General features: G+C 43.8%; 16 protein-coding genes. 3 read left to right on the forward strand and 13 right to left on the reverse strand.

Features of this window, described 5'->3' with window-relative positions; all coding sequences use genetic code 11:
* Positions 1-262: 262 nt before the first annotated feature.
* The 3 genes from HMPREF2983_RS11375 to HMPREF2983_RS11385 are packed head-to-tail and all read right to left on the reverse strand — an operon-like array spanning position 263 to position 4937.
* Positions 263-1690, reverse strand: a complete 1428-nt coding sequence (locus HMPREF2983_RS11375; RefSeq protein ID WP_070668493.1) for a glycoside hydrolase family 57 protein — start codon at positions 1688-1690, stop codon at positions 263-265.
* A gap of 47 nt (positions 1691-1737) precedes the next feature.
* Positions 1738-3006 carry a glycosyltransferase family 4 protein gene (locus tag HMPREF2983_RS11380; RefSeq protein ID WP_070668496.1) on the reverse strand — a complete coding sequence of 423 codons (1269 nt, stop codon included), beginning with the start codon at positions 3004-3006 and terminating at the stop codon, positions 1738-1740.
* Positions 3003-4937: a glycogen debranching enzyme N-terminal domain-containing protein gene (locus tag HMPREF2983_RS11385; RefSeq protein ID WP_070668499.1), complete on the reverse strand. Its 1935-nt coding sequence runs from the start codon at positions 4935-4937 to the stop codon at positions 3003-3005. The genes HMPREF2983_RS11380 and HMPREF2983_RS11385 overlap by 4 nt, the downstream gene beginning before the upstream one ends.
* Before the next feature lie 273 nt (positions 4938-5210).
* On the opposite strand from HMPREF2983_RS11385, the gene HMPREF2983_RS11390 reads away from it, so the two are divergent.
* A complete protein-coding gene (locus HMPREF2983_RS11390) occupies positions 5211-5915 on the forward strand; it encodes a Crp/Fnr family transcriptional regulator (protein WP_070668502.1) in 705 nt (234 codons plus the stop codon).
* 82 nt (positions 5916-5997) lie between these two features.
* Here the strand turns inward: HMPREF2983_RS11390 and miaA are convergent, their stop codons facing one another.
* Entirely contained in the window at positions 5998-6957 is a 960-nt protein-coding gene (gene miaA / locus HMPREF2983_RS11395; protein ID WP_070668505.1) for a tRNA (adenosine(37)-N6)-dimethylallyltransferase MiaA, read from the reverse strand.
* Positions 6958-7068: 111 nt separating this feature from the next.
* Positions 7069-8097, reverse strand: coding sequence for a type I glyceraldehyde-3-phosphate dehydrogenase (gene gap, locus HMPREF2983_RS11400; RefSeq protein WP_004372473.1), 1029 nt, complete (start codon positions 8095-8097; stop codon positions 7069-7071).
* 261 nt (positions 8098-8358) lie between these two features.
* On the opposite strand from gap, the gene mscL reads away from it, so the two are divergent.
* The gene (gene mscL / locus HMPREF2983_RS11405) at positions 8359-8784 is read left to right on the forward strand and encodes a large-conductance mechanosensitive channel protein MscL (RefSeq protein WP_004376747.1); all 426 of its coding nucleotides are present in this window, start codon (positions 8359-8361) and stop codon (positions 8782-8784) included.
* 115 nt (positions 8785-8899) lie between these two features.
* On the opposite strand, the gene HMPREF2983_RS11410 is transcribed toward mscL, so the two are convergent.
* The 8 genes from HMPREF2983_RS11410 to HMPREF2983_RS11445 all read right to left on the reverse strand — a co-directional run bounded on the left by HMPREF2983_RS11410 (position 8900) and on the right by HMPREF2983_RS11445 (position 18581).
* Positions 8900-9913 (reverse strand): DNA-methyltransferase, encoded by a 1014-nt coding sequence (locus tag HMPREF2983_RS11410; RefSeq protein WP_083316818.1) that lies wholly within the window; start codon positions 9911-9913, stop codon positions 8900-8902.
* A 606-nt stretch (positions 9914-10519) separates the two neighbouring features.
* Entirely contained in the window at positions 10520-12064 is a 1545-nt protein-coding gene (gene guaA / locus HMPREF2983_RS11420) for a glutamine-hydrolyzing GMP synthase (RefSeq protein WP_070668511.1), read from the reverse strand.
* A gap of 31 nt (positions 12065-12095) precedes the next feature.
* Positions 12096-12890 (reverse strand): sugar phosphate nucleotidyltransferase, encoded by a 795-nt coding sequence (locus HMPREF2983_RS11425; protein WP_070668514.1) that lies wholly within the window; start codon positions 12888-12890, stop codon positions 12096-12098.
* 71 nt (positions 12891-12961) lie between these two features.
* On the reverse strand, positions 12962-14506 hold the full coding sequence (locus tag HMPREF2983_RS11430; protein ID WP_070668517.1) for a RapZ C-terminal domain-containing protein: 1545 nt from the start codon (positions 14504-14506) through the stop codon (positions 12962-12964).
* Between the two features lie 2 nt (positions 14507-14508).
* The gene (locus tag HMPREF2983_RS14085) at positions 14509-14685 is read right to left on the reverse strand and encodes a hypothetical protein (protein WP_004372466.1); all 177 of its coding nucleotides are present in this window, start codon (positions 14683-14685) and stop codon (positions 14509-14511) included.
* 380 nt (positions 14686-15065) lie between these two features.
* Positions 15066-16697, reverse strand: a complete 1632-nt coding sequence (gene groL, locus HMPREF2983_RS11435) for a chaperonin GroEL (RefSeq protein ID WP_070668519.1) — start codon at positions 16695-16697, stop codon at positions 15066-15068.
* Between the two features lie 57 nt (positions 16698-16754).
* The gene (locus HMPREF2983_RS11440; RefSeq protein ID WP_004376753.1) at positions 16755-17024 is read right to left on the reverse strand and encodes a co-chaperone GroES; all 270 of its coding nucleotides are present in this window, start codon (positions 17022-17024) and stop codon (positions 16755-16757) included.
* Between the two features lie 138 nt (positions 17025-17162).
* Positions 17163-18581, reverse strand: a complete 1419-nt coding sequence (locus HMPREF2983_RS11445; RefSeq protein WP_070668521.1) for a GDSL-type esterase/lipase family protein — start codon at positions 18579-18581, stop codon at positions 17163-17165.
* A gap of 744 nt (positions 18582-19325) precedes the next feature.
* Between HMPREF2983_RS11445 and sppA the strand changes: the two genes are divergently transcribed.
* Complete coding sequence (sppA, locus tag HMPREF2983_RS11450) at positions 19326-21092, forward strand: signal peptide peptidase SppA (RefSeq protein WP_070668524.1); 1767 nt, start codon at positions 19326-19328, stop codon at positions 21090-21092.

Raw genomic sequence — 21092 nt, forward strand, 5'->3', positions numbered from 1 at the left:
AGTATACAGGACTCACCTTATAAAACTGTATAGGTCATACGGCTATCCCAAAGAAACCGTCAGCAAAAACCAAGCTGAATAATGCGGAAGTTATCTGCACCGACAGGCCGATTAACTTTGAAAGACGCCATGAATACATTAGACTGAGTCCCAATAAAGACGTCAGCATATAGATAACAAACATTGGTGTCCGACAATATAAAAAAAGGGATAAGCCTTTCAGCCTATCCCTTTTTCGTATCATGATAATAGAGGAAGCGATTTACTTCTTATCTTCTTTCGCCTCTTCTGCCTTTTTTCCACTCTTCTGAACAGGCTTTTTCGCAACAGAAGTCTTCTTGACAGCAGGTTTCTTCGCTGTTGCCTTAGCCTTGCTCTCCTTCTTATTGGCATTCTCAATCTTTTCGATTTTAGCTAACAGACGAACGATTTCCTTATCCTTCATGGCTAATTCATCGCCTTGATTCTTGATGGTTGTCAGCAGACTTTCAAGCTCATCATTGTCGATTTCCGTAGGATAAAGGTTGTTTACACGGGTGATGAAGTCGCCCAGAATATTCATATAGTTGGTGAAAGCATCGAAAGGACTGCTGTAAATGCCACGGTCAACGCCCACGTGTGAAGGCTTCGTAGTCATGAACCTGAAGTTGTTGCTGGCCTGAAGATAGTCCCAATCCTGATTAATCCGTGCATCGTTGGCTATACGAACACGGTCGGCAACGCTGTAAAGCTTATTGAAAGCCTCACGCTGCATAGGGTTTCCAAGCCACGTACTGACGTCGCGTTCCTCATCTACCCAACTCAAAGTGTCGGGCACATTCAAGCGGTCAACGGGCTTAAACTTATCGCATATCTCGGTCGGAGTAGAGAAAGTGATGTCCTTTTTCTTTGCACAGGCTGGTAAAGCCTTGATAAATTCAAGGATATTACTTGATAGTGGCTGTGCAATTCCCAATGCAGAGAGCTCCATAAAGATATTAATGACCTTCTCTTGCTCGGGGAATGAAGCGATTTCGTCAATATAGTTGTCTGCAAAGAGCGGATAACCAGACCAACTGCTGTTGTTGAAACGCAATGAAATATCATCGCTCAAACGGATGTCGCGCAGTAATAATTTTAGGTTAGGAGCCAATGCACAGCTATAAACATAATGCGGAGACTTCCATCCTAAGACATGCTTTGCCCCTTCTGTGAGCATTCCTTTGAAGCCCATCTGAGCCACTTGAAGGCCGATGTCATCGCTATAGATGAGTGAAGAGTTGCGGAGTACCTTCGGAGATTGCCCGAAATATTCCTTTATCTTGGCACACTGGCGCTTCACTTCGGCTGCAAAACACTCCTCATTGACAAGTGATGAAAGGCCGTGTGAATAGGGTTCAGCCAAGAACTCCACACATCCTGTTTCATTAAGTTCCTGCAATTTCTCAAGCACTTGGGGTGCATGTACCTCCAATTGCTCCATACCGACACCACTAAGTGAAAAGGCAACCTTGAAATAATCGCCGTTATCCTTGATCATTTCAAGCAGAGTGTTGAGTGCCGGCATGTAAGAACGTTCGGCAATATCCGTGATACTGTTCTCGTTCTCATAGTCATCATAATAGTAATGATCAGTTCCGATATCGAAGAAACGATAGCGTCTCAGATGAATAATATGATGTATTTCGAAATATAGGCAAATTGTTTTCATATTCTTTTTCTTTGATGATTATTTAGTCAAATGTTTATTATCAAGGATTATTTCCAGCCAAGTGTACGCTCGTAAAGCTCGCGGATCCATACTCCCACCTTATCCCACGTGATCTGGTCAACCTCTTTTTTACCCTCAACAGAGAGATAATCGAAGAGACTTTCATTACGGCAGATGCTGTAGATAGCGTCGGCAAGTGCATGAATATCCCAATAATCCACCTTTATGCAATTGGTCAATATCTCGGCACAACCACTCTGTTTAGAGATTATCGAAGGCGTGCCGCACTGCATGGCCTCAAGTGGCGAAATGCCGAAAGGCTCACTCACCGAAGGCATCACATAGACATCGGAGTCCTTCAGGCATTCATATACCTCCTTTCCACGCATGAAACCGGGGAAATGGAAACGGTCGGCAATGCCACGTTCAGCCGCAAGATATATCATCTGATCCATCATATCACCCGATCCTGCCATGCAGAAACGAACATTACGCGTGCGGTGTAATACCATGTTGGCAGCCTCGACAAAATACTCCGGGCCTTTCTGCATCGTCAGACGACCAAGGAAGGTTACGACTTTCTCTTTGCCCTTATGGTCTGGGCGAGGGATATCTTGCCATTCTTTCTGTAACGGATAGACGGCATTATGCACCGTAAAGACCTTGCGAGGATCTTGATGATACTGATTGATAACTGTCTGACGAGTGAGTTCACTGACGCACATAATGCAGTCAGCATAATCCATTCCGTTCTTCTCTATACCGTAGACCGTAGGATTTACCTTGCCTCGACTGCGGTCGAAATCAGTGGCATGCACATGAATGCACAATGGTTTTCCACTCACTTGCTTGGCATGTATGCCCGCAGGATAAGTCAACCAATCATGTGCATGGATAATATCGAAATCGAGAGTTCGGGCTATAACGCCTGCAATTACAGAATAGTTGTTAATCTCCTCATGCAGATTTGAAGGATAACCACCGGCAAACTCCATGCAACCGAGGTCGTTCACATGCATGTAATTGAAATCCCCATAGATGTGATCACGCAGTTGATAATAGAGTTCGGGAGACATAATATTTCCCACTCTGCCTTTCACATAGTCATAATTCACATCACGCCAAGCTATTGGCACACAGTTCATGGCAAGGATATTTGCAGCCGTACGGTCTTCATCTCCAAAGGGTTTAGGCAGGCAAAGCGTAATATCCATATCACCCTGTGCATGCAATCCCTCTGTAATTCCATAGTTGGCTGTAGCCAAACCACCATAAACATGAGGAGGATACTCCCATCCAAACATCAAAACTTTCATTTCTTTCCCTCCTCTGAATTAAAGTTATAACGTTCCAAAAGTTCGAGTGTACGTAGTATTTCCGCTACATTCATGGCGAAAGAGATTGCTCCGCGTCCGTTGAACGGTGGATTTCCATCAAAGAGTTCGGGGATTGTTCCAATACAATGCTGGAACATCTGATCTTCATAACCTACCATCTGGCGTTCAACAAAGCTTTGCCGTGTTCGCTTATAAAGCTTCAGACAGGCCTCCATGTAAAAGCCTCCGAGCCATGGCCAAGCCGTTCCTTGGTGGTAAGCATAGTCGCGCTGAGCCTGTGGACCGGTATACATTGGATTGTAACCTCCGCTTTTTGGAGAAAGCGAACGCAAGCCTTTCGGCGTCAGAAGCTCACGTGTACAGACATCAAGTACGCTCTTCTTCTGCGCTTGAGTCAGTGGAGAATAGTCAAGAGCCACGGCAAAAATCATGTTAGGACGCACGCTCCAGTCTTGTGGTCCGCCATTGACATAATCAAACAGATAGCCGTATTCGTTGAAGAACACCTTGCTAAACGACTCTTCACATTTCGCTGCAAGCTGTTCGAGATGAGCTGCATAAGTCTTATTACCGGCTGATAAAGCCATCGAAGAACAGAACTTCAAAGCGTTATACCACAGCGCATTAAACTCTACAATATATCCCGTACGGGCAATAATAGGCTTTCCGTTAGCACAGGAATTCATCCAAGTGACAGCCTTTCCCCGTCCGTCGGTATAGAGAAGTCCATTCTCTTTCACTTCCAAATTAGGGTGCTGACCAGTTTCTATGAACTGAAGAATGGTCTTTGTCAGCTTTCTATAACGCTTCAAGCACGCCTCAAGACCAACATCCTTGGCATATTGCTGCAGACACCAAATAACCCAAAGCAATACATCGGGTTGTTCTATCTCTGCAATTTTCACAGTCAGTGGCTTACCTTCCATGAATTCCATGAGCCCCCGTTCAGCCGTTTTGAGGACGAGTTCAAAGTATTCCCGCTCCTCAATAGACAACGTCAAGCCAGGCAAGGCTATGAACATGTCGCGCGCACGGCATTTGAACCACGGATAACCGGCAAGGATATAACGGTCGTCATTCTTCTCATGAATATGGAATTGATGGGCTGCATTGACCAAGCAATGAAAGAAGTTGTCGCGCGGGGTGCGTTCTTCAGCTTCTTTTTCAAACAGTTTTTTCAATGTTGAAGACTTGATTTCTGACGTTGATGCAGCGAAAACGATACTCTCCCCTTTCTTGATATTCATTTCAAAATAGCCGGGAACATAGAGGTCTTCGTTTGAAGCATAGCCGCGTTCCTGCTCTTTCGGATATTCAATTCCACGATACCAATCTGGCTGGAAGATAAATTCATTACGCTTGCTCAACTGCATATAAAGCTCGGGATAACTCGGATACATGCATGTTTTAATTCCATTGTCTACCGATTGATAGTCACGATTGGCAATAGAATTCTCATGAGTAAACTCTCTCACGCTACGAAAAGCCAAGAAAGGACGCAGCCGTAATGTCGTAGCAGAATGCGCATCAACGAGCGTATAGCGGATAAGAATGCGGTCTTCATAGTGCTGAAACACTACTTCCCGCTTCAGAACAACGCCTCCAACACGGTAGATGGTTGTCGGAACCTTGATACAATCAAACTCACGGATATACTTATGACCGTTGGGACTGTAGTTATTACCTTGGTATTTGTGTAAACCAAGGTTGAATTCTGCACCATGCTGAACAACTGTAACATCCAAAGAAGACAGTAAAACATGGTTTTCATCGTCAAGCTCCGGTACGGGAACCACCAACAAACCATGATACTTCCGGGTGTTACAATCTACAATTGTAGAACAAGAGTAGGCACCGGAACGATTCGTTCGAAGCAACTCGCGTTGCAACGACTCTTCTAAATTCGTCATTAATGCCTTTTCAAATTTTAGATAGCTCATAGTTATGTACTAAGGTTTATAATTATTCTATGTGTTTTGGTAAGTGGTAAGACTCAATGTCTTTACTTGTCTTCAAAGTTAATTAAATTCATCAAGAACACCAATAAAATAATAGTCTTTTTTAAAGGAAAATGTTTCTGATTCCGCAAATAGCATATTTTTGTCAAGAAAAGACAATGAATTCAAAAGAATTTTATTAAATTTGTAGCGCTAATAATCAAGATTGTACTTTACAGAAGGACGATGATGCTAAATCAAGATAACACCAAGAACGAGGTTGTCAAGGCTCTTATATATCTATGGGGACCACTTCCTGTAAACCAACAGAAGACATTTCTGGACAACATGCATATCAGAAAGTTTGCAAAAGGCCAGATAATCTATAGAGATATTGACGAACCCAACCGCATGAAACTGCTTATCTATGGCAAAGTGAAAGTGTTCAAAATGGGCATTGGGGGGCGCAATCAGATTATACGTGTAGTCAAACCGATGCAATTTTTCGGTTTCAGAGCATACTTTGCAGAAGAGCCTTATATGACCTCGGCTATGGCTTTGGAGGATTCCACCATTGCTTATGTAGATATGGAGGTCATTGTCAGACTGATGAAAGACAATTTCAACATCAATCTTTTCTTTCTCAAAAACTTATCAAAAGAATTGGGACATATCGCCGATCGCATCGTCAACCTTACACAGAAGCATATCCGAGCACGATTGGCAGAAGCATTAATACTACTGAAAGATAACTACGGATTAGAAGAAGATGGTTACACGCTGAGCATATATCTTAGCCGAGAAGATTTGGCAAGCCTTTCAAATATGACGACAAGCAATGCAATCCGCACCCTTTCTGCCTTTGCCAACGAGAAACTCATCGCCATTGACGGACGTAAAATCAAACTCCTTAACACCGAAGAACTCAAGAAAATCAATAAAATGGGATAAGAATAAGTCCGTGGAATAACCATCTAAGAGAAGTTAAACGAGCCATAGGAAACAGCATTTTGACTATGCTCTTCAAAAGATTTCAACCTATCAACGCCAACACTTCCTTGATTTTCTCCTCCATGGGCAACAAAGCATCAACCCAATGGATTACAGAACCACGGCGTTCCATACCTCTAAACCAAGTCATCTGGCGCTTGGCAAACTGATGAATAGCTATCTCAAGACCACGAAACATGTCTTCATAACTTGTCTTCCCCATGAGATATTCTGTGACAAATTTATATTCCAAGCCATAGTAGATGAGATTTTCTGCGGGAATACCCCTATCAAGCAATCCTTTGACTTCAGCCACCATACCTTTTTCAAGGCGCTTTTTCAGCCGTTCACTAATCTTGTCACGCCTTGCATCGCGATTAATATCCACCCCTATAATCACAGAATCAATTGAAGGGAACACACGATTTTCCATGGGATGTTCAAGGGTGTAACTTTCTATTTCAATAGCACGGACGGCACGTTGGCAAGAGTCAACATCTGTCTTATTGTGCATCTTGCTCCCACTCTGTGACTTCAATTCTGCCAATATTTCTGTCAGTTCACCAAGTGATTTGCCTGCAAGTTTGTCACGTAAAGCTTGATTTTGAGGCACCGGTGAAAGATGATATCCCTTGAGAACCGACTCTATATAGAGTCCGGTTCCACCACAGAGAATCGGCTGTTTGCCACGCGCTACAATATCAGTATATGCGCTAAAGAAATCCTCCTGATAGCGAAAAAGATTATACTTCGTGCCTGGTTCACAGATATCTATCAGATGATAAGGTATCTCCCGCCCATGAACCACATAATCATCTAAGTCTTTTCCTGTGCCAATAGTCATGCCGCGATACACCTGCCGGCTGTCGGCACTGATGATTTCTGCATCAAGTTGATAGGCCAAATGAGCTGCAAGGTCAGTTTTCCCGGAAGCCGTCGGGCCGAGAATTGTAATCAATGGCCGAACCCGTTCACATGTATTGTCATGACATTCATTGTTCATGAGGACAAAGTTAATAAAAAAAATCCCTGCCAGCAAACTGACAGGGATTATATTTTATCCGTCTGTTACCCTCCTCTATAGAAAGAACAGCAGATGAATTTCAAGCGAGTATTACTTCAATTCAGCGAAGTACTTGATTGTACGAACCATCTGAGAAGTATAAGAGTTCTCGTTGTCATACCAAGAAACAACCTGTACCTGATAGGTATCATCGTCAATCTTGCTTACCATTGTCTGTGTAGCATCGAACAAAGAGCCGAAACGCATACCGATGATATCAGAAGAAACAATCTGATCCTCATTGTAACCGAAGCTCTCTGTAGCTGCAGACTTCATTGCTGCATTGATACCTTCAACCGTAACATCCTTGCCCTTAACAACAGCAACGAGGATTGTTGTAGAACCGGTTGGAGTTGGAACACGCTGTGCAGAACCGATCAACTTACCGTTCAACTCAGGAATTACAAGACCGATAGCTTTAGCTGCACCTGTTGAGTTAGGAACAATATTGCATGCGCCTGCACGAGAACGACGAAGATCACCCTTGCGCTGAGGACCATCAAGAATCATCTGATCACCTGTGTAAGCGTGAATAGTTGACATGATACCACTCTGGATAGGAGCATATGCATTCAAAGCTGCTGCCATAGGAGCCAAGCAGTTGGTGGTGCATGATGCTGCAGAGATAACAGTATCAGCTGCAGTCAGAGTCTTGTGGTTTGTATTGAATACGATTGTAGGCAGATCGTTACCGGCCGGAGCAGAGATAACAACTTTCTTTGCGCCTGCTTTCAAGTGAGCAGAAGCCTTTTCCTTAGATGTATAGAAACCTGTGCACTCGAGAACAACGTCTACTTTATTAGCAGCCCATGGGCAGTTAGCAGCGTCTTTCTCAGCAGAGATTTTGATTTCCTTACCATCAACAATGATAGAATCTTCTGTTGCCTCTACAGTGTGCTTGCCCTCACCGAACTTGCCGGCGAAGCCACCCTGAGCGGTATCATACTTCAACAGATGAGCAAGCATCTTAGGACTTGTCAAGTCGTTGATAGCAACAACCTCATAACCTTCTGCCTCAAACATCTGACGGAATGCGAGACGACCAATACGGCCAAAGCCGTTAATAGCTACATTTACCATTTTAATTTAATTTTTTTATAAAGGTTTATAAAACAATATTTTTTATCTTTTATTTCGTAACATTTCGTCTGTTACGATTGCAAAGATACAATATTTTTTTTATTTTTGCAGGCGCAAGTTATATTAAATATATTAAAAATATGGACTACTTTTAGCATATGGCAACGTGATTGGAGATTACAGCAATTATTGTAAACCCGATATGACAAAAGCATACCATACGTCTTACGAAGTCAGGCATACATTATTAATATTATAAATATGGGTAAATTTATCCAAGAATTCAAAGAGTTTGCCGTCAAAGGCAATGCAGTCGATATGGCTGTCGGTGTTATCATCGGCGGCGCTTTCGGCAAAATCGTTTCCTCTATCGTTGATGATATCATCATGCCACCGATAGGTTGGCTCATCGGCGGTGTGAAATTCAGTGATCTGAAAATAGAACTTCCGGCTGTAAAGCTACCCGGTATTGAAGAAATGCAAAGCGTTTCCATCAACTATGGCAACTTCCTGCAGACCGTTTTAGACTTCCTCATCATTGCTTTCTGCGTGTTCTTGCTTGTGAAAGGCATTAACAAACTTGCAAAGAAGAAAGCCGAAGAGCCTGCAGCTCCGGCCCCGGAACCAGAGCCGACAGCAGAAGAGAAACTGCTTACTGAAATCCGCGACCTGCTGAAAAACAAGTAACCATATATTGATTTCACTAAACATAAGAAAGTCTGGAGCCGTCAGAAGCTTCAGACTTTTATTTCATTGCACACCCTTCTATTACAGAACAGATGGCATCAGAACCGTAATCTTTCTACTCTTCAGCCTTGTTCGCCCGCTTTTGCTCGGCAAAAGAATTGCGTTCCCAAAACACACCATCGGCATACCCCTGAATAGTTTTATCCATATCTGCCTGCAGAAGACGCTTAGCCGCCCACAAACAATATTCCTCATTGATTTCAACACCACAGAATTTTCGGTTAAGTTTTCTTGCCACGACAGCCAATGTGCCACTGCCCAGAAATGGATCAAAAACCCTGTCTCCGCTTTTTGACGAAGCAAGCAACAGCTTGGCATAGAGTTTTTCTGGCTTTTGAGTGGGATGTTCTGTATTCTCCGGCATCGACCAAAACGGCACGCTGATATCATCCCAGAAATTCGACGGACAGGTAAACCGATACTTTCCATCCTCCGACTGCTCCCAATCTTTAGGCTGTCCCTCTATCCGATAAGGCGCTCTTACCCTGCGCTTAACCTTCACAGCATCAATATTGAAATAATAATCTTTGGGATTTTTCACGGCAAACCAAATGTCTTCCATGCCGTTTTTCCAATTCATCCGTGCTCCTCTCCCCTTTTCCCGCTGCCATGTAATACGATTTATAACCGTCAACCGCTCTTCAATGACACGCTGCATCGAAGCACTGCACTTCCAATCGCCACACATATAAAGTGACCCATCAGGTCGCAGTTTATCGCAAACCTGCCCAAACCAACTACGCAGATAGTCCTCATAACCTGCCGACTTCATAGCAGAGAAACGGTTACCATTGAAATCTTTATCCAGATTATATGGCGGATCAATCACGATAAGATTGAAATATTCATCCGGAATAAGCCCCAGACAATCCAGCAAGTCGCCATGAACTATCACATCATCAAAAAGTCCCGACTTCAGATCTTCAATGCTGTTCACCTTTGATTGCAGCAACATGCGTTCACTGCCCGATATCGTCAGCGTCTTATTCCTACCTGCCTTACTCTTTTTTATTACTGTCATTCCAACGTTACTAAAGCCATTTGAAACTTCCACATGCAACATCTTCATCCATGACACACGTGCATTTCATGTAGCAAAAATAAGAATTTATCTCGAATTATGCAAATGAAGAGAGGGACATATTGTAAATTTATAATACTGTTTTTTACCCCTTTCAGAGCAGACCAAATAGAAATGAAAAACGCATTAAAAAGAGAAAAACAGACATTATCTTGCAAAAAGAAGAGCTATTTCAGCCAGACAATTTGCTGAAATAAGTCAAATCAGCCCCTCACTACTGTCATTTCATCGTGCAATCTGCATCATCTTGTTGCTTAATATAAGTCAAAATGCAGTGTAATTCTATATGAGATGACTTGATTTTTCATTATTTCTTGCAGCGCAATCTTTATCATTTCACGTAACCAACTGATAGCCAGCATCTTGCTTAAAGCGCTCAAAACGGGCGTATTTACAGCCAAGAGATTTTGTTTTTCAAATACGCGAGCTATGCAAAGGCAATTGTAAAAGATTTTAAAGGTAAAGATGTTAAAAGGAAAAAGCATAAAAAAGAAAGAAAAAGAAAGCAGGAAGAGAGAAGTAACATGCAGGTACACACATTGCATCACACACCCTCTTCTTGCTTCTTAACCTTTTTATCTTTTTAGTTTTCCTTTATTCCCACTCGATTGTCGAAGGTGGTTTTGAGGATATATCATAGCAGACGCGGTTGACACCCTTTACTTTTCGAATGATTTCATTAGACACTTCGGCCATGAAATCATAAGGAAGATGTGCCCAGTCTGCCGTCATTGCATCCATCGAAGTCACTGCACGGAGGGCAACTGGATGCTCATATGTACGCTCATCTCCCATCACTCCAACCGAGCGAATGGTTGAAAGCAACACTGTTCCTGCCTGCCATACATGGTCATAGAGCAGGCTTCCGTCAAGCATCTTGTAGTTGTGCATCTTCTCAATATAGATGTCATCAGCATCTTGAAGAATACGAACTTTCTCGCGAGTGATGTCGCCAAGAATGCGAACTGCCAAGCCCGGGCCGGGGAACGGATGACGTTTGATGAGACGTTCAGGCATACCTAATTCATAACCCACACGACGAACTTCGTCCTTGAAAAGCCACTGCAGCGGTTCACAAAGCTTTAACTTCATCTCTTTGGGCAGTCCACCTACATTGTGATGACTCTTGATCACCATGCCCGTAATACTCAAACTCTCAATACGGTCAGGGTAGATTGTGCCTTGAGCCAACCATTTTGCATCGGTAATCTTCTTGGCTTCAGCATTGAACACCTCTACAAAATCACGGCCGATAATCTTGCGTTTCTGTTCAGGATCAGTCACTCCGTCAAGGTCTTTGAAGAACTTTTCACTGGCATCAACGCCTACAACGTTGAGTCCTAAACCCTGATAAGCCTCCATGACCTTAGTAAATTCGTTCTTGCGAAGCATGCCATGGTCGACGAAAATACAGGTAAGATTATTTCCTATGGCTTTATTGAGCAGGGTTGCACACACAGAAGAGTCGACACCTCCCGACAAACCGAGGATTACGCGGTCGTTACCCAACTGCTTTTTCAGGTCTGCAACGGTGCTTTCCACGAATGAAGCCGGGCTCCATTCCTGCTTGCTTCCACAGATGTCCACCACGAAATTGCGCAACAACTGCATGCCTTGCAGGGAATGATACACCTCCGGATGGAACTGAACACACCACACACGCTCTGCTTCATTGGCAAAAGCGGCATACTTTACATCGGAGGTTGAGCCTGTAACCTTAAAGCCTTCAGGGATTGCAGTGATAGTATCGCCATGGCTCATCCATACCTGTGAGCCTTTTTCAAAACCTTTGAAGACAGCACAATCGGTATCAATGGTCTCAAGATTTGCACGACCATATTCGCGCGTTCCCGTCTGTTCGACCTTTCCCCCGTTAGCATAAGAAATAAACTGAGCACCATAGCAGATACCCAGAACAGGGTATTTACCAATGAACTGGCCAAGATCTACCTTGAAAGCTTCCTTGTCATGAACCGAATAAGGGCTGCCACTCAAGATGACACCAATGATATTTGGGGCGTCTTTAGGAAACTTGTTATAAGGCAGAATTTCGCAGAAGGTGTCCAATTCACGCACACGACGGCCGATAAGCTGTGTGGTCTGTGAACCGAAGTCAAGAATAATTATCTTCTGTTGCATAGTAAATTGATATAATTAGTATTACTTTTTGTCATTGTTTCAGACGCTCGGCGAAGGCTTCCGCCTGTTCAAGCGTGTCGAGTTTACCTACATCCATTAATTCAAGATCACTCTTCACATAGCCTTTAATGGGCACCTTGTCGCAGTTCTGTAAATAGAAATCCATGATTGGAAAACGGTCAGGATAAGCATCCATCAAAGGAAAAAGCTGCGGAGAAAACGAGTGAATGCCCGAAAAAGCATACATATGGAATTGCTTTTGCAGGTCATCTACCGATGCCTCCTGCACCTCTTGATAAGGGCTTTTCACCTCACCTGTTTCGATATTTACCCATCCCACAAGTCGCATTTCATGATTAAAAAGCAGATAACGCTTGGTCTTTCGCCAACTGACGAGCAACACTGCACCTGCCTCTTCCTGAGGGATGCCACATGAAGCGCACATCAACTTGCGGTCTGAATTGTAGAATTTCCGAAGGTCAACATTACTCAATATGTCGACATTATGAATTAAGATAGGCTCATTAAGCTTAAAAAGAGAACGGGCAAACTTAATGCCTCCACCCGTCTCAAGCAGTCCGGCAGTTTCATCACTGATGCAAATATCGAGCTGAAAGTTATTGTTTTCTTTCAAATAATCAGTTATCTGATTGGCAAAGTGATGCACATTGATGACTATTCTCTTAAAACCTGCATCCTTCAGTCTAAGGATAACGCGCTTCAACAGAGGCTCTCCTCCCACTCTTACCAAAGCTTTTGGCATGCTGTCAGTAAGCGGTTTCAGGCGTGTTCCCATGCCTGCGGCGAAAATCATTGCTTGCATCATTCAGAATTTTAATGCCTACAAATTTAATTATTTTCTATGATTTGGCAAAATTAATCTATGCTGTTAACGTCTCATTTCCGTGCTTCAAGCACCTGTTCTATGCCCTGTTCACGATGCCGGATGCGCACTTCAATGCCAAACTTGTCATGAATATGCTCTGCAAGATGCTGTGCACTGTAAACCGAACGATGCTGACCGCCCGTACAACCAAAAGAAAACATCAGATTGGTAAAGCCACGTTGCATGTAACGGGCAACGTGATGATCGGCCAGTTTATAGACACTTTCAAGGAAAGTAAGTATCTCTCCGTCGTCTTCAAGAAAGCGAATAACGGGTTCATCCAAGCCCGTTAACTTCTTATAAGGTTCATATCGCCCAGGATTATGTGTACTGCGACAGTCGAAAACATAGCCACCACCATTGCCCGATGGGTCTTCAGGAATGCCCTTACGATAGGAAAAGCTATTCACTCTGACTACCAAAGGGCCGCTACCATCATATTTTGAGAACGTAGCAGGGCCGTCTTGAGGATGCGCTTCATAAACTTTACTGTCGCTGGTTTTATAGCCATCAGAACGCGACACGGCCGATTTCTCAATCTGTGCAAACTGAGGAAGCTCAGTCAAGCGGCGCAACATATTCATCATATAGGGGTAAGGAAAGAGTTCAGAATTCATCTTTAAGAGTTCCCGCAGATTATCTATTGCGGGCGGAATTGAGTCGAGGAAATGCCTCTTACGCTCAAAATAACCGCGAAACCCATATGCTCCAAGCACCTGAAGCAAGCGAAACAGCACGAAAAGACTAAGTCGACTCACAAAATGACGCACACTTGGAACCTCGGTATATTGCTTCAAAGCATCGTAGTATTCATAGACCAACTTGCGGCGAAGCTTAAAGGAATACTTGGCAGAAGCCTGCCAAAGGAACGATGCAAGGTCATAGTAGAAAGGTCCTTTACGGCCACCTTGGAAATCAATGAAGTAGGGGTTGCCCTCATTATCAAGCATAATGTTGCGGGCTTGGAAGTCACGATAGAGAAAACTATCCCCCACTTCAGCTGCCAAGTCCTTGGCAAACATGTGGAAATTGGCTTCAAGTTTCAGCTCATGGAAATCGAGTCCGGTGGCTTTCAAGAAGCAATATTTGAAATAATTGAGGTCGAACAGCACACTTTCCTCATTAAACTCGGGTTGCGGATAACAGTTATTCCAATCAAGACCACGGGCACCCCGTATCTGGAAATTAGGCAAAGCACGGATTGTTCTTATGAGCAGCTGCTGTTCATTTTGATTGTAACGTCCTCCTGCTTCACGTCCTCCCTGAATGGCATCAAACAGAGATGTATGTCCCAAATCAGTCTGCAGATAACGTAACTCGTCTTCACTCACGGCCAGAACATGAGGAACCGGCAGCTGACGCAGCATGAAATGGCGGTCAAGATAAATGAAGGCATGATTTTCATCGCGGCTCGTTCCCACCACTCCAATAACACTTTCGCCATCATTTCCAATGAAACGATAATATTGTCTGTTGCTTCCTGCACCCGGCATCTTCTCTATAGTGGCAGGCTTCTCCCCTTTATACTGCACGTAAAGTGCGGTTAGTTTTTCCATGATTATTTGAATCTGTCCTTGTTCTTACGGTTATCTTCCCATTGTGCAAGCAATGCATCGATGAGCAGAAGTATCATCATGATGCCTAACGACATAAAGAATGACTTCGTGATATAAAGCAACAAGATGGCTACAAAGGCCAACAATGCCACGCGTTTCCAATCAATTTTCACTTTCATATTGCAAAGATAGGAATAAAGAAATAAACCTCAAAGCGAATAAACAAAAAATCGGATGTCATCACGACAACCGATTTTCAAAAACAAACTACTTAAAAACTAATCTACTAAAACAAATCAAAAAATATCTTTCTCGGATTTAACATCCAATACTTTTATATCTCTGTTTGATGCAAAGATAGGCAAAATCCGAATAGGTTCAAAGATATAAATCGTTTTTTTTATTTTTATTAACCCTGTAATCTATATTCAGTGACATTTTACCTACGAACGGAATAAAAAACCGGTTTACTCTATGGAAGAGTTAACCGGTTATATTTTGGGGATTGTTCTCTAACAAACAACCATGCGGTTGAATGTTCAGAACAATCAGATATCATTTACATCATACCACCCATACCAGGCTGTGGTGCCGGCATTGCTGCTGACTGAGGCTCCGGTTTTTCTGTAATCAAGCACTCTGTTGTCAGGAACAAGCCTGCAATAGAGGCTGCATTCTCAAGTGCAACACGTGCAACTTTAGCCGGATCAATGATACCTGCTTTGCGCAGATCCTCATACTCATCAGTGCGAGCATTGTATCCGAAGTCACCTTCACCCTCAAGAACCTTGTTAACAACTACAGAACCTTCACCGCCTGCATTGGCAACAATCTGACGAAGTGGCTCTTCAATGGCACGCTCTACAATCTTGATACCAGTCTGCTCATCGGCATTTTCTCCCTTAAGATCTTTCAAGGCTTCGAGTGCACGGACATAAGTTGTACCGCCACCTGCTACAACACCTTCTTCCATGGCTGCACGAGTAGCACACAAAGCATCGTCAACACGATCTTTCTTTTCTTTCATCTCAACTTCAGAGTTGGCACCAACATAGAGCACTGCAACGCCACCGGCCAACTTAGCCAGACGTTCCTGCAGCTTCTCTTTGTCGTAAGAACTCTTCGTATTAGCAATCTCGTTCTTGATCTGAGCCACGCGATCTTTGATGCTTTCCTTGGCACCTGCACCGTCAACAATCGTTGTGTTATCCTTTGAAACCGTAACTTTCTTGGCAGAACCACACATTTCAAGCGTAGCCTGTTCAAGCTTCAAGCCCTTATCTTCACTGATAACAACACCACCTGTCAACACGGCAATGTCTTCCAACATGGCTTTACGACGGTCGCCAAAGCCAGGAGCCTTGACAGCACAAATCTTCAAACCACCACGCAAACGGTTTACAACCAATGTCGTAAGTGCTTCAGAATCCACGTCTTCTGCTATCACCAACAATGGGCGACCGCTTTCAGCTGCGGGCTGAAGTATTGGCAAGAAGTCTTTAAGATTACTGATTTTCTTGTCATAGATAAGGATATATGGATTATCCATCACACACTCCATCTTGTCGGCATCAGTTACGAAATAACCACTCAGATAACCGCGGTCAAACTGCATACCCTCAACAACACCGATGTTGGTATCACGGGTTTTGCTTTCTTCGATAGTGATAACACCGTCCTTTGAAACCTTACGCATAGCATCAGCAAGCAGCTTTCCTATTTCAGGATCATTGTTGGCAGAAACCGTTGCAACCTGTTCTATCTTGTCATAGTTGTCACCAACCAGCTCTGCATGCTCCTTTATATAGTCTACAACAGCCTTAACAGCCTTGTCAATACCGCGTTTCAAATCCATAGGATTAGCTCCTGCAGTCACATTCTTCAATCCTTCCGTAGCGATTGCCTGCGTAAGTATCGTTGCAGTTGTCGTTCCATCACCGGCATCATCGCCTGTCTTGCTGGCTACACTCTTTACAAGTTGTGCGCCAGTGTTCTCGAAATGATCCTCAAGTTCCACTTCCTTGGCTACGGTAACACCGTCTTTGGTAATCTGAGGAGCACCGAATTTCTTTTCAATAACAACGTTACGGCCTTTAGGACCAAGTGTAACTTTCACTGCATTTGCCAACTGATCAACGCCTCTCTTCAAGAGTTCGCGTGCATCTACATCATATTTTATCTCTTTTGCCATAATGAATTATTTCTTAAAAAATTATTTTTTGACTTTTGAACTTCATGATTTGAGGACTTAATCCACTACTGCCAGCACATCACTCTGGCGCATAATCAGATATTTCTCACCCTCATATTCGAGTTCTGTTCCTGCATACTTGCCATAGAGAACAACGTCGTTTTCTTTCAGAACCATAGCCTCATCTTTCGTACCCTGGCCTACGGCAATGACTTTTCCACGTTGAGGTTTCTCCTTTGCTGTGTCAGGAATAATGATACCACCTACTTTTTCTTCTGCTTGTGCAGGTAAAACCAGCACTCTGTCTGCTAATGGTTTAATGTTCATAATGATTATATATTTAATGTTTCACTTTCTTTTTGACACCTGCCTATATGCCAAAAATGTGCCAACATGATATATATGACAATTTTGGCAGTGCTATATGCCATATCTGACAACAAGAGAAAATGAGCTGATGAAAGCTCAATCACCCTGATCGGACTTTAGTTTTGCAGAGATAAACTCTGCCATTTTCACTGCTCCTTCAGCCGTGGGATGAATGCCATCGGCCTGCATCAAGTCATCATATGGGGCAAAGGCTGTGTGCAAGTCAATGACCTTGCAATGCCGTTTGCGTGCAACGCTGCGGATAACAGGCACAATGGCATTCACAATCACAGAGTCGTTGATGTTCCAAGTGGGTTTGAATGCAGGGATTGGCGTTGCCAAATACACCGCAGGATGAGCCGGGAGAGCTTGCAAAGTATCTACCATTGCCAACAAATCAGCCTCGAAGTCCGCACCAAAGCGCCAATTTTCGGGCTTAGAATCATTGGTTCCAAGCTTCAACACGACAATATCGGGATTGAAAGCCTGCGCATCCCGCCATGCCAACTCATTGACATAAGGCCAATCTCCACGGCGAAGCATCGTGCGAGAACTGACACCAAAATTTCTCACAGCATAGCGCTTGCCAAGCAGTTTCTGCAACACTGCCGGATAACCATTAGCATCTGCCATGTAAATGCCATACCCATCAGTGATGCTGTTGCCTATACAAGCCACACGAACAGATTGCGAAGTGGCCGAAGCCTGATGAAGATTGAGCCATGAACTCAAATCACCCAACAATTGCAGACGATAGGGAGAAGCCGATGAACTCCCGAAATCATGCCCACCTTTGGGATAGACAAAGAGTGCACAGGCATTGCCGTTACGATGCATGGCTGCATAGTAGGCCATACCATTCAACAAAGGATTGACCGCTTTGTCGTCATTGGTAAGGAACAGAGCTGCTTCAGGAGTGAGATGAGGCCTCACATATCGGTCGGCAGAGAAATGCCCATTTGTTTCCTTTCCAACCGCCTTTGCCGCATTTCCTCCATGGGATGGCTGAATTGCTGCATTCATGGCATTGGGAGAAATGACAGGATTGAACAGCAAAGTAAAGTCAGGGCGTACGGCAAAAGCCGATTGTGTGGAAACGACAGAAGCGGCATATCCACCCATGCCCCAACCCATTATACCCACATCATAGGGGTTAATGTGCCAGACTGCAGCACTGTCACGCACCATTTTCACGGCCTTTTCTGCATCAGCAACAAGTTGAGAACGTGCAGCGTCAGGCAGACTGTACTTCACGACAAAGAATGAAATGCCACGCTGAACAAAAAAACTTGCCCAATCTTTAGCCTTGATTTCCTGCACATTCTGTGTGTCGGCATCGTCCCACAAAGCCACAACAGCACGTCCCGAAGGCTGTTCAGGGAAGAAAGCCACGAGTGTTGAAGACGAGCTTTCGGGAAGAGTTATCTCCTTCCTACATACATCATGTTGTGCATGCAGCGGTATAACGAACCCCAACAACATTAAAGTCAGCAGGTGTTTTACGATGATTTTCATTGTTCAATGCGATTAGAATATCCCTCACAAAGGTAATTGTTTTTATCCGAATAAAATGAAACTGCAGCATAAAAAGCCAATGATTTATTGGGAAAAGGTATTCCTTTCATAGCCGAAGAGCGCTAAACCACTTTACCGACATACATGGCATGAAGACTCAACAAAAGTCTCCGCAACTGTAAACTTCTTTCAACTCAGATTTGCATTCGCCTCGAAAATTCCATTATCTTTGCATCGGGGAACGCAGAAAGGTGCGTTCCCCCTTTTTCGTGCTTACCGCCAAACGGCATTGCAACATGGCTTGAATTGGAGTTTAACCTGCCTCATATCACGTTGTAACTTGCATCAAATCACCACATAAGATGCCACAGATTACAAGTTGTTTTGACGCAAATCACATCGCTTCCCAGACGATATGAACAAGTAAGGAGATTGCCCATAGCAGACGACTCCGCCTGTCTTGTAAAATGATTTGATTATTTTGTTAAATAATCATAACGCACCTTTCTGTCTTTCTCCATTTGACAAGTAAGAGCAAGTGCCTGCCTCTGTGGAGTCATGAAAAGGCCGAAAGCACGTAAAAAATGTCAGTGTAATTCAATAAATATAAATTAATTTTCCTATCTTTGCATCTACATATATAATAATGTGTCGCTACGAGCAGGCTGAAACCATTCTTGAAGCAAGCCGATGCGATGCAGATAAACTTCATTTTACAACTATTCATCTGATTAAGGTAGACGTATGAAAGACTTTTTCAAGAATGTATTCGCCACCATGTTGGGGCTTTTTCTCTTCGGTATCGTCATGAGTTTCATGGGATTAATGTGTCTTATAGGCATCATTGCATCCTCTTCATCAACCACAAAGATTGAAGACAACTCGGTATTGGTGCTGAAACTCGATGGCAGCATGACCGAACAGGAAGAAGAAAACATGATGAACAGCCTGCAAGGGATATCATCATTGAGCTTCGAAGGCACGATGAAAGCCATTAAGAAAGCGAAAGACGATGACAAAGTGGCAGGTATCTATCTTGAAGCCGGACAGTTTGGGGCTGATCTTGCACAAGCAGAAGAAATAGAGAAAGCATTGCTCGACTTCCGAAAATCGGGCAAATGGATTATTGCCTACGGTGAGAACTACAGCACACTGGGCTATTATTTAGCCTCGACTGCCAACAAAATATACCTGAATAAAGAAGGTATGATTGAATGGTCGGGTATTGGAGGCGAGAAAGTATATTATAAGAATTTGCTCGCAAAAGTAGGTATAAAGTTCGTCACTACAAAGGTGGGGAAATACAAGAGTGCTGTAGAACAGCTGACAGCCGACAACATCAGTGATGCCGACCGCGAGCAGACTCAACGCTATCTTGACGGCTGGTGGAACACCATTCTCGCGACTGTAGCCAAGAACAGAAGCCTCAACAAAGACAGTCTCAACGCTTATGCTGACCGCGTTATCACGCTGGAGGCTCCTGAAAACATGCAGAAATATAAGTTGGTTGATGGACTTATCTACAACGACCAGATAGCAGACATCGTCAGAAAACAATTAGGAATAGACAAGGAAGATGATATCAATAAACTCACAGTTGACGACATCAACGCCGACGATACACCTGTAACGGGAGAACATATTGCCGTCTACTATGCCTACGGAGACATTGTCGACAAGGCGTCTCCACAAAGTATTTTCCAGGACGATCGCCAGATTGTAGGCAACGACATGTGCAAAGATCTGGAGGATTTGGCTAAAGATGACGACGTGAAAGCCGTGGTTATCAGAGTTAACTCGGGGGGTGGTTCAGCCTATGCATCCGAACAAATCTGGCATCAAATCAGCGAATTGAAGAAAGTAAAGCCCGTAGTTGTGTCAATGAGTGGTGCAGCTGCCTCCGGCGGATACTATCTCAGCAGCAATGCCAACTGGATAGTTGCAGACCCAACGACCATTACCGGCAGCATCGGTATCTTTGGATTGTTCCTCGACAGAAGTGAACTCTACACGAAGAAATTAGGCATTAACTATGCAGAAGTCAAGACTAACCGCAATTCTGTGTTTGGAGCTTCGGGCCATCCTTTCACTCCGGAGCAGCTTTCATTGCTTCAGAATAATGTGAACCGAGGCTACATGCTCTTCAAAAAGCGCGTGGCAGAAGGCCGTAAGATGACTATGGAGCAGGTGGAAAATATAGCACAAGGTCGCGTTTGGTTAGGGCAAGACGCTATCAAACTGAAGCTTGTCGACCAACTTGGCGGGTTGGATGATGCCATTGCGAAAGCGGCCAAATTAGCTAAGATGAATGACTATGAAACCGCTTCCTACCCATCTCCGTTGAGCACATGGGAGCAGTTGTTAGGCAGTTATGTAGGCGGTGATGACTTGCTCAACGGTAAGATGCAGGCTTACTTAGGCGAGTTCTATGAGCCATTCAAAATCATCAACGATGCCAAACACATGGACAAAGTGCAGGCACGCATGCCTTATATCATCAAAATAAAATAG

The sequence above is a fragment of the Prevotella sp. HMSC077E09 genome (assembly GCF_001814685.1).
GTDB lineage: Bacteria > Bacteroidota > Bacteroidia > Bacteroidales > Bacteroidaceae > Prevotella > Prevotella oris.

Coding starts and splice junctions, on each gene's coding strand:
- sppA (WP_070668524.1), top strand. CDS start 19,326: ATGAAAGACTTTTTCAAGAATGTATTCGCCACCATGTTGGGGCTTTTT.
- guaA (WP_070668511.1), bottom strand. CDS start 12,064: ATGCAACAGAAGATAATTATTCTTGACTTCGGTTCACAGACCACACAG.
- HMPREF2983_RS14085 (WP_004372466.1), bottom strand. CDS start 14,685: ATGAAAGTGAAAATTGATTGGAAACGCGTGGCATTGTTGGCCTTTGTA.
- HMPREF2983_RS11430 (WP_070668517.1), bottom strand. CDS start 14,506: ATGGAAAAACTAACCGCACTTTACGTGCAGTATAAAGGGGAGAAGCCT.
- HMPREF2983_RS11390 (WP_070668502.1), top strand. CDS start 5,211: ATGATGCTAAATCAAGATAACACCAAGAACGAGGTTGTCAAGGCTCTT.
- miaA (WP_070668505.1), bottom strand. CDS start 6,957: ATGAACAATGAATGTCATGACAATACATGTGAACGGGTTCGGCCATTG.
- mscL (WP_004376747.1), top strand. CDS start 8,359: ATGGGTAAATTTATCCAAGAATTCAAAGAGTTTGCCGTCAAAGGCAAT.
- gap (WP_004372473.1), bottom strand. CDS start 8,097: ATGGTAAATGTAGCTATTAACGGCTTTGGCCGTATTGGTCGTCTCGCA.
- HMPREF2983_RS11380 (WP_070668496.1), bottom strand. CDS start 3,006: ATGAAAGTTTTGATGTTTGGATGGGAGTATCCTCCTCATGTTTATGGT.
- HMPREF2983_RS11410 (WP_083316818.1), bottom strand. CDS start 9,913: ATGAAGATGTTGCATGTGGAAGTTTCAAATGGCTTTAGTAACGTTGGA.
- groL (WP_070668519.1), bottom strand. CDS start 16,697: ATGGCAAAAGAGATAAAATATGATGTAGATGCACGCGAACTCTTGAAG.
- HMPREF2983_RS11375 (WP_070668493.1), bottom strand. CDS start 1,690: ATGAAAACAATTTGCCTATATTTCGAAATACATCATATTATTCATCTG.
- HMPREF2983_RS11445 (WP_070668521.1), bottom strand. CDS start 18,581: ATGAAAATCATCGTAAAACACCTGCTGACTTTAATGTTGTTGGGGTTC.
- HMPREF2983_RS11425 (WP_070668514.1), bottom strand. CDS start 12,890: ATGATGCAAGCAATGATTTTCGCCGCAGGCATGGGAACACGCCTGAAA.
- HMPREF2983_RS11440 (WP_004376753.1), bottom strand. CDS start 17,024: ATGAACATTAAACCATTAGCAGACAGAGTGCTGGTTTTACCTGCACAA.
- HMPREF2983_RS11385 (WP_070668499.1), bottom strand. CDS start 4,937: ATGACGAATTTAGAAGAGTCGTTGCAACGCGAGTTGCTTCGAACGAAT.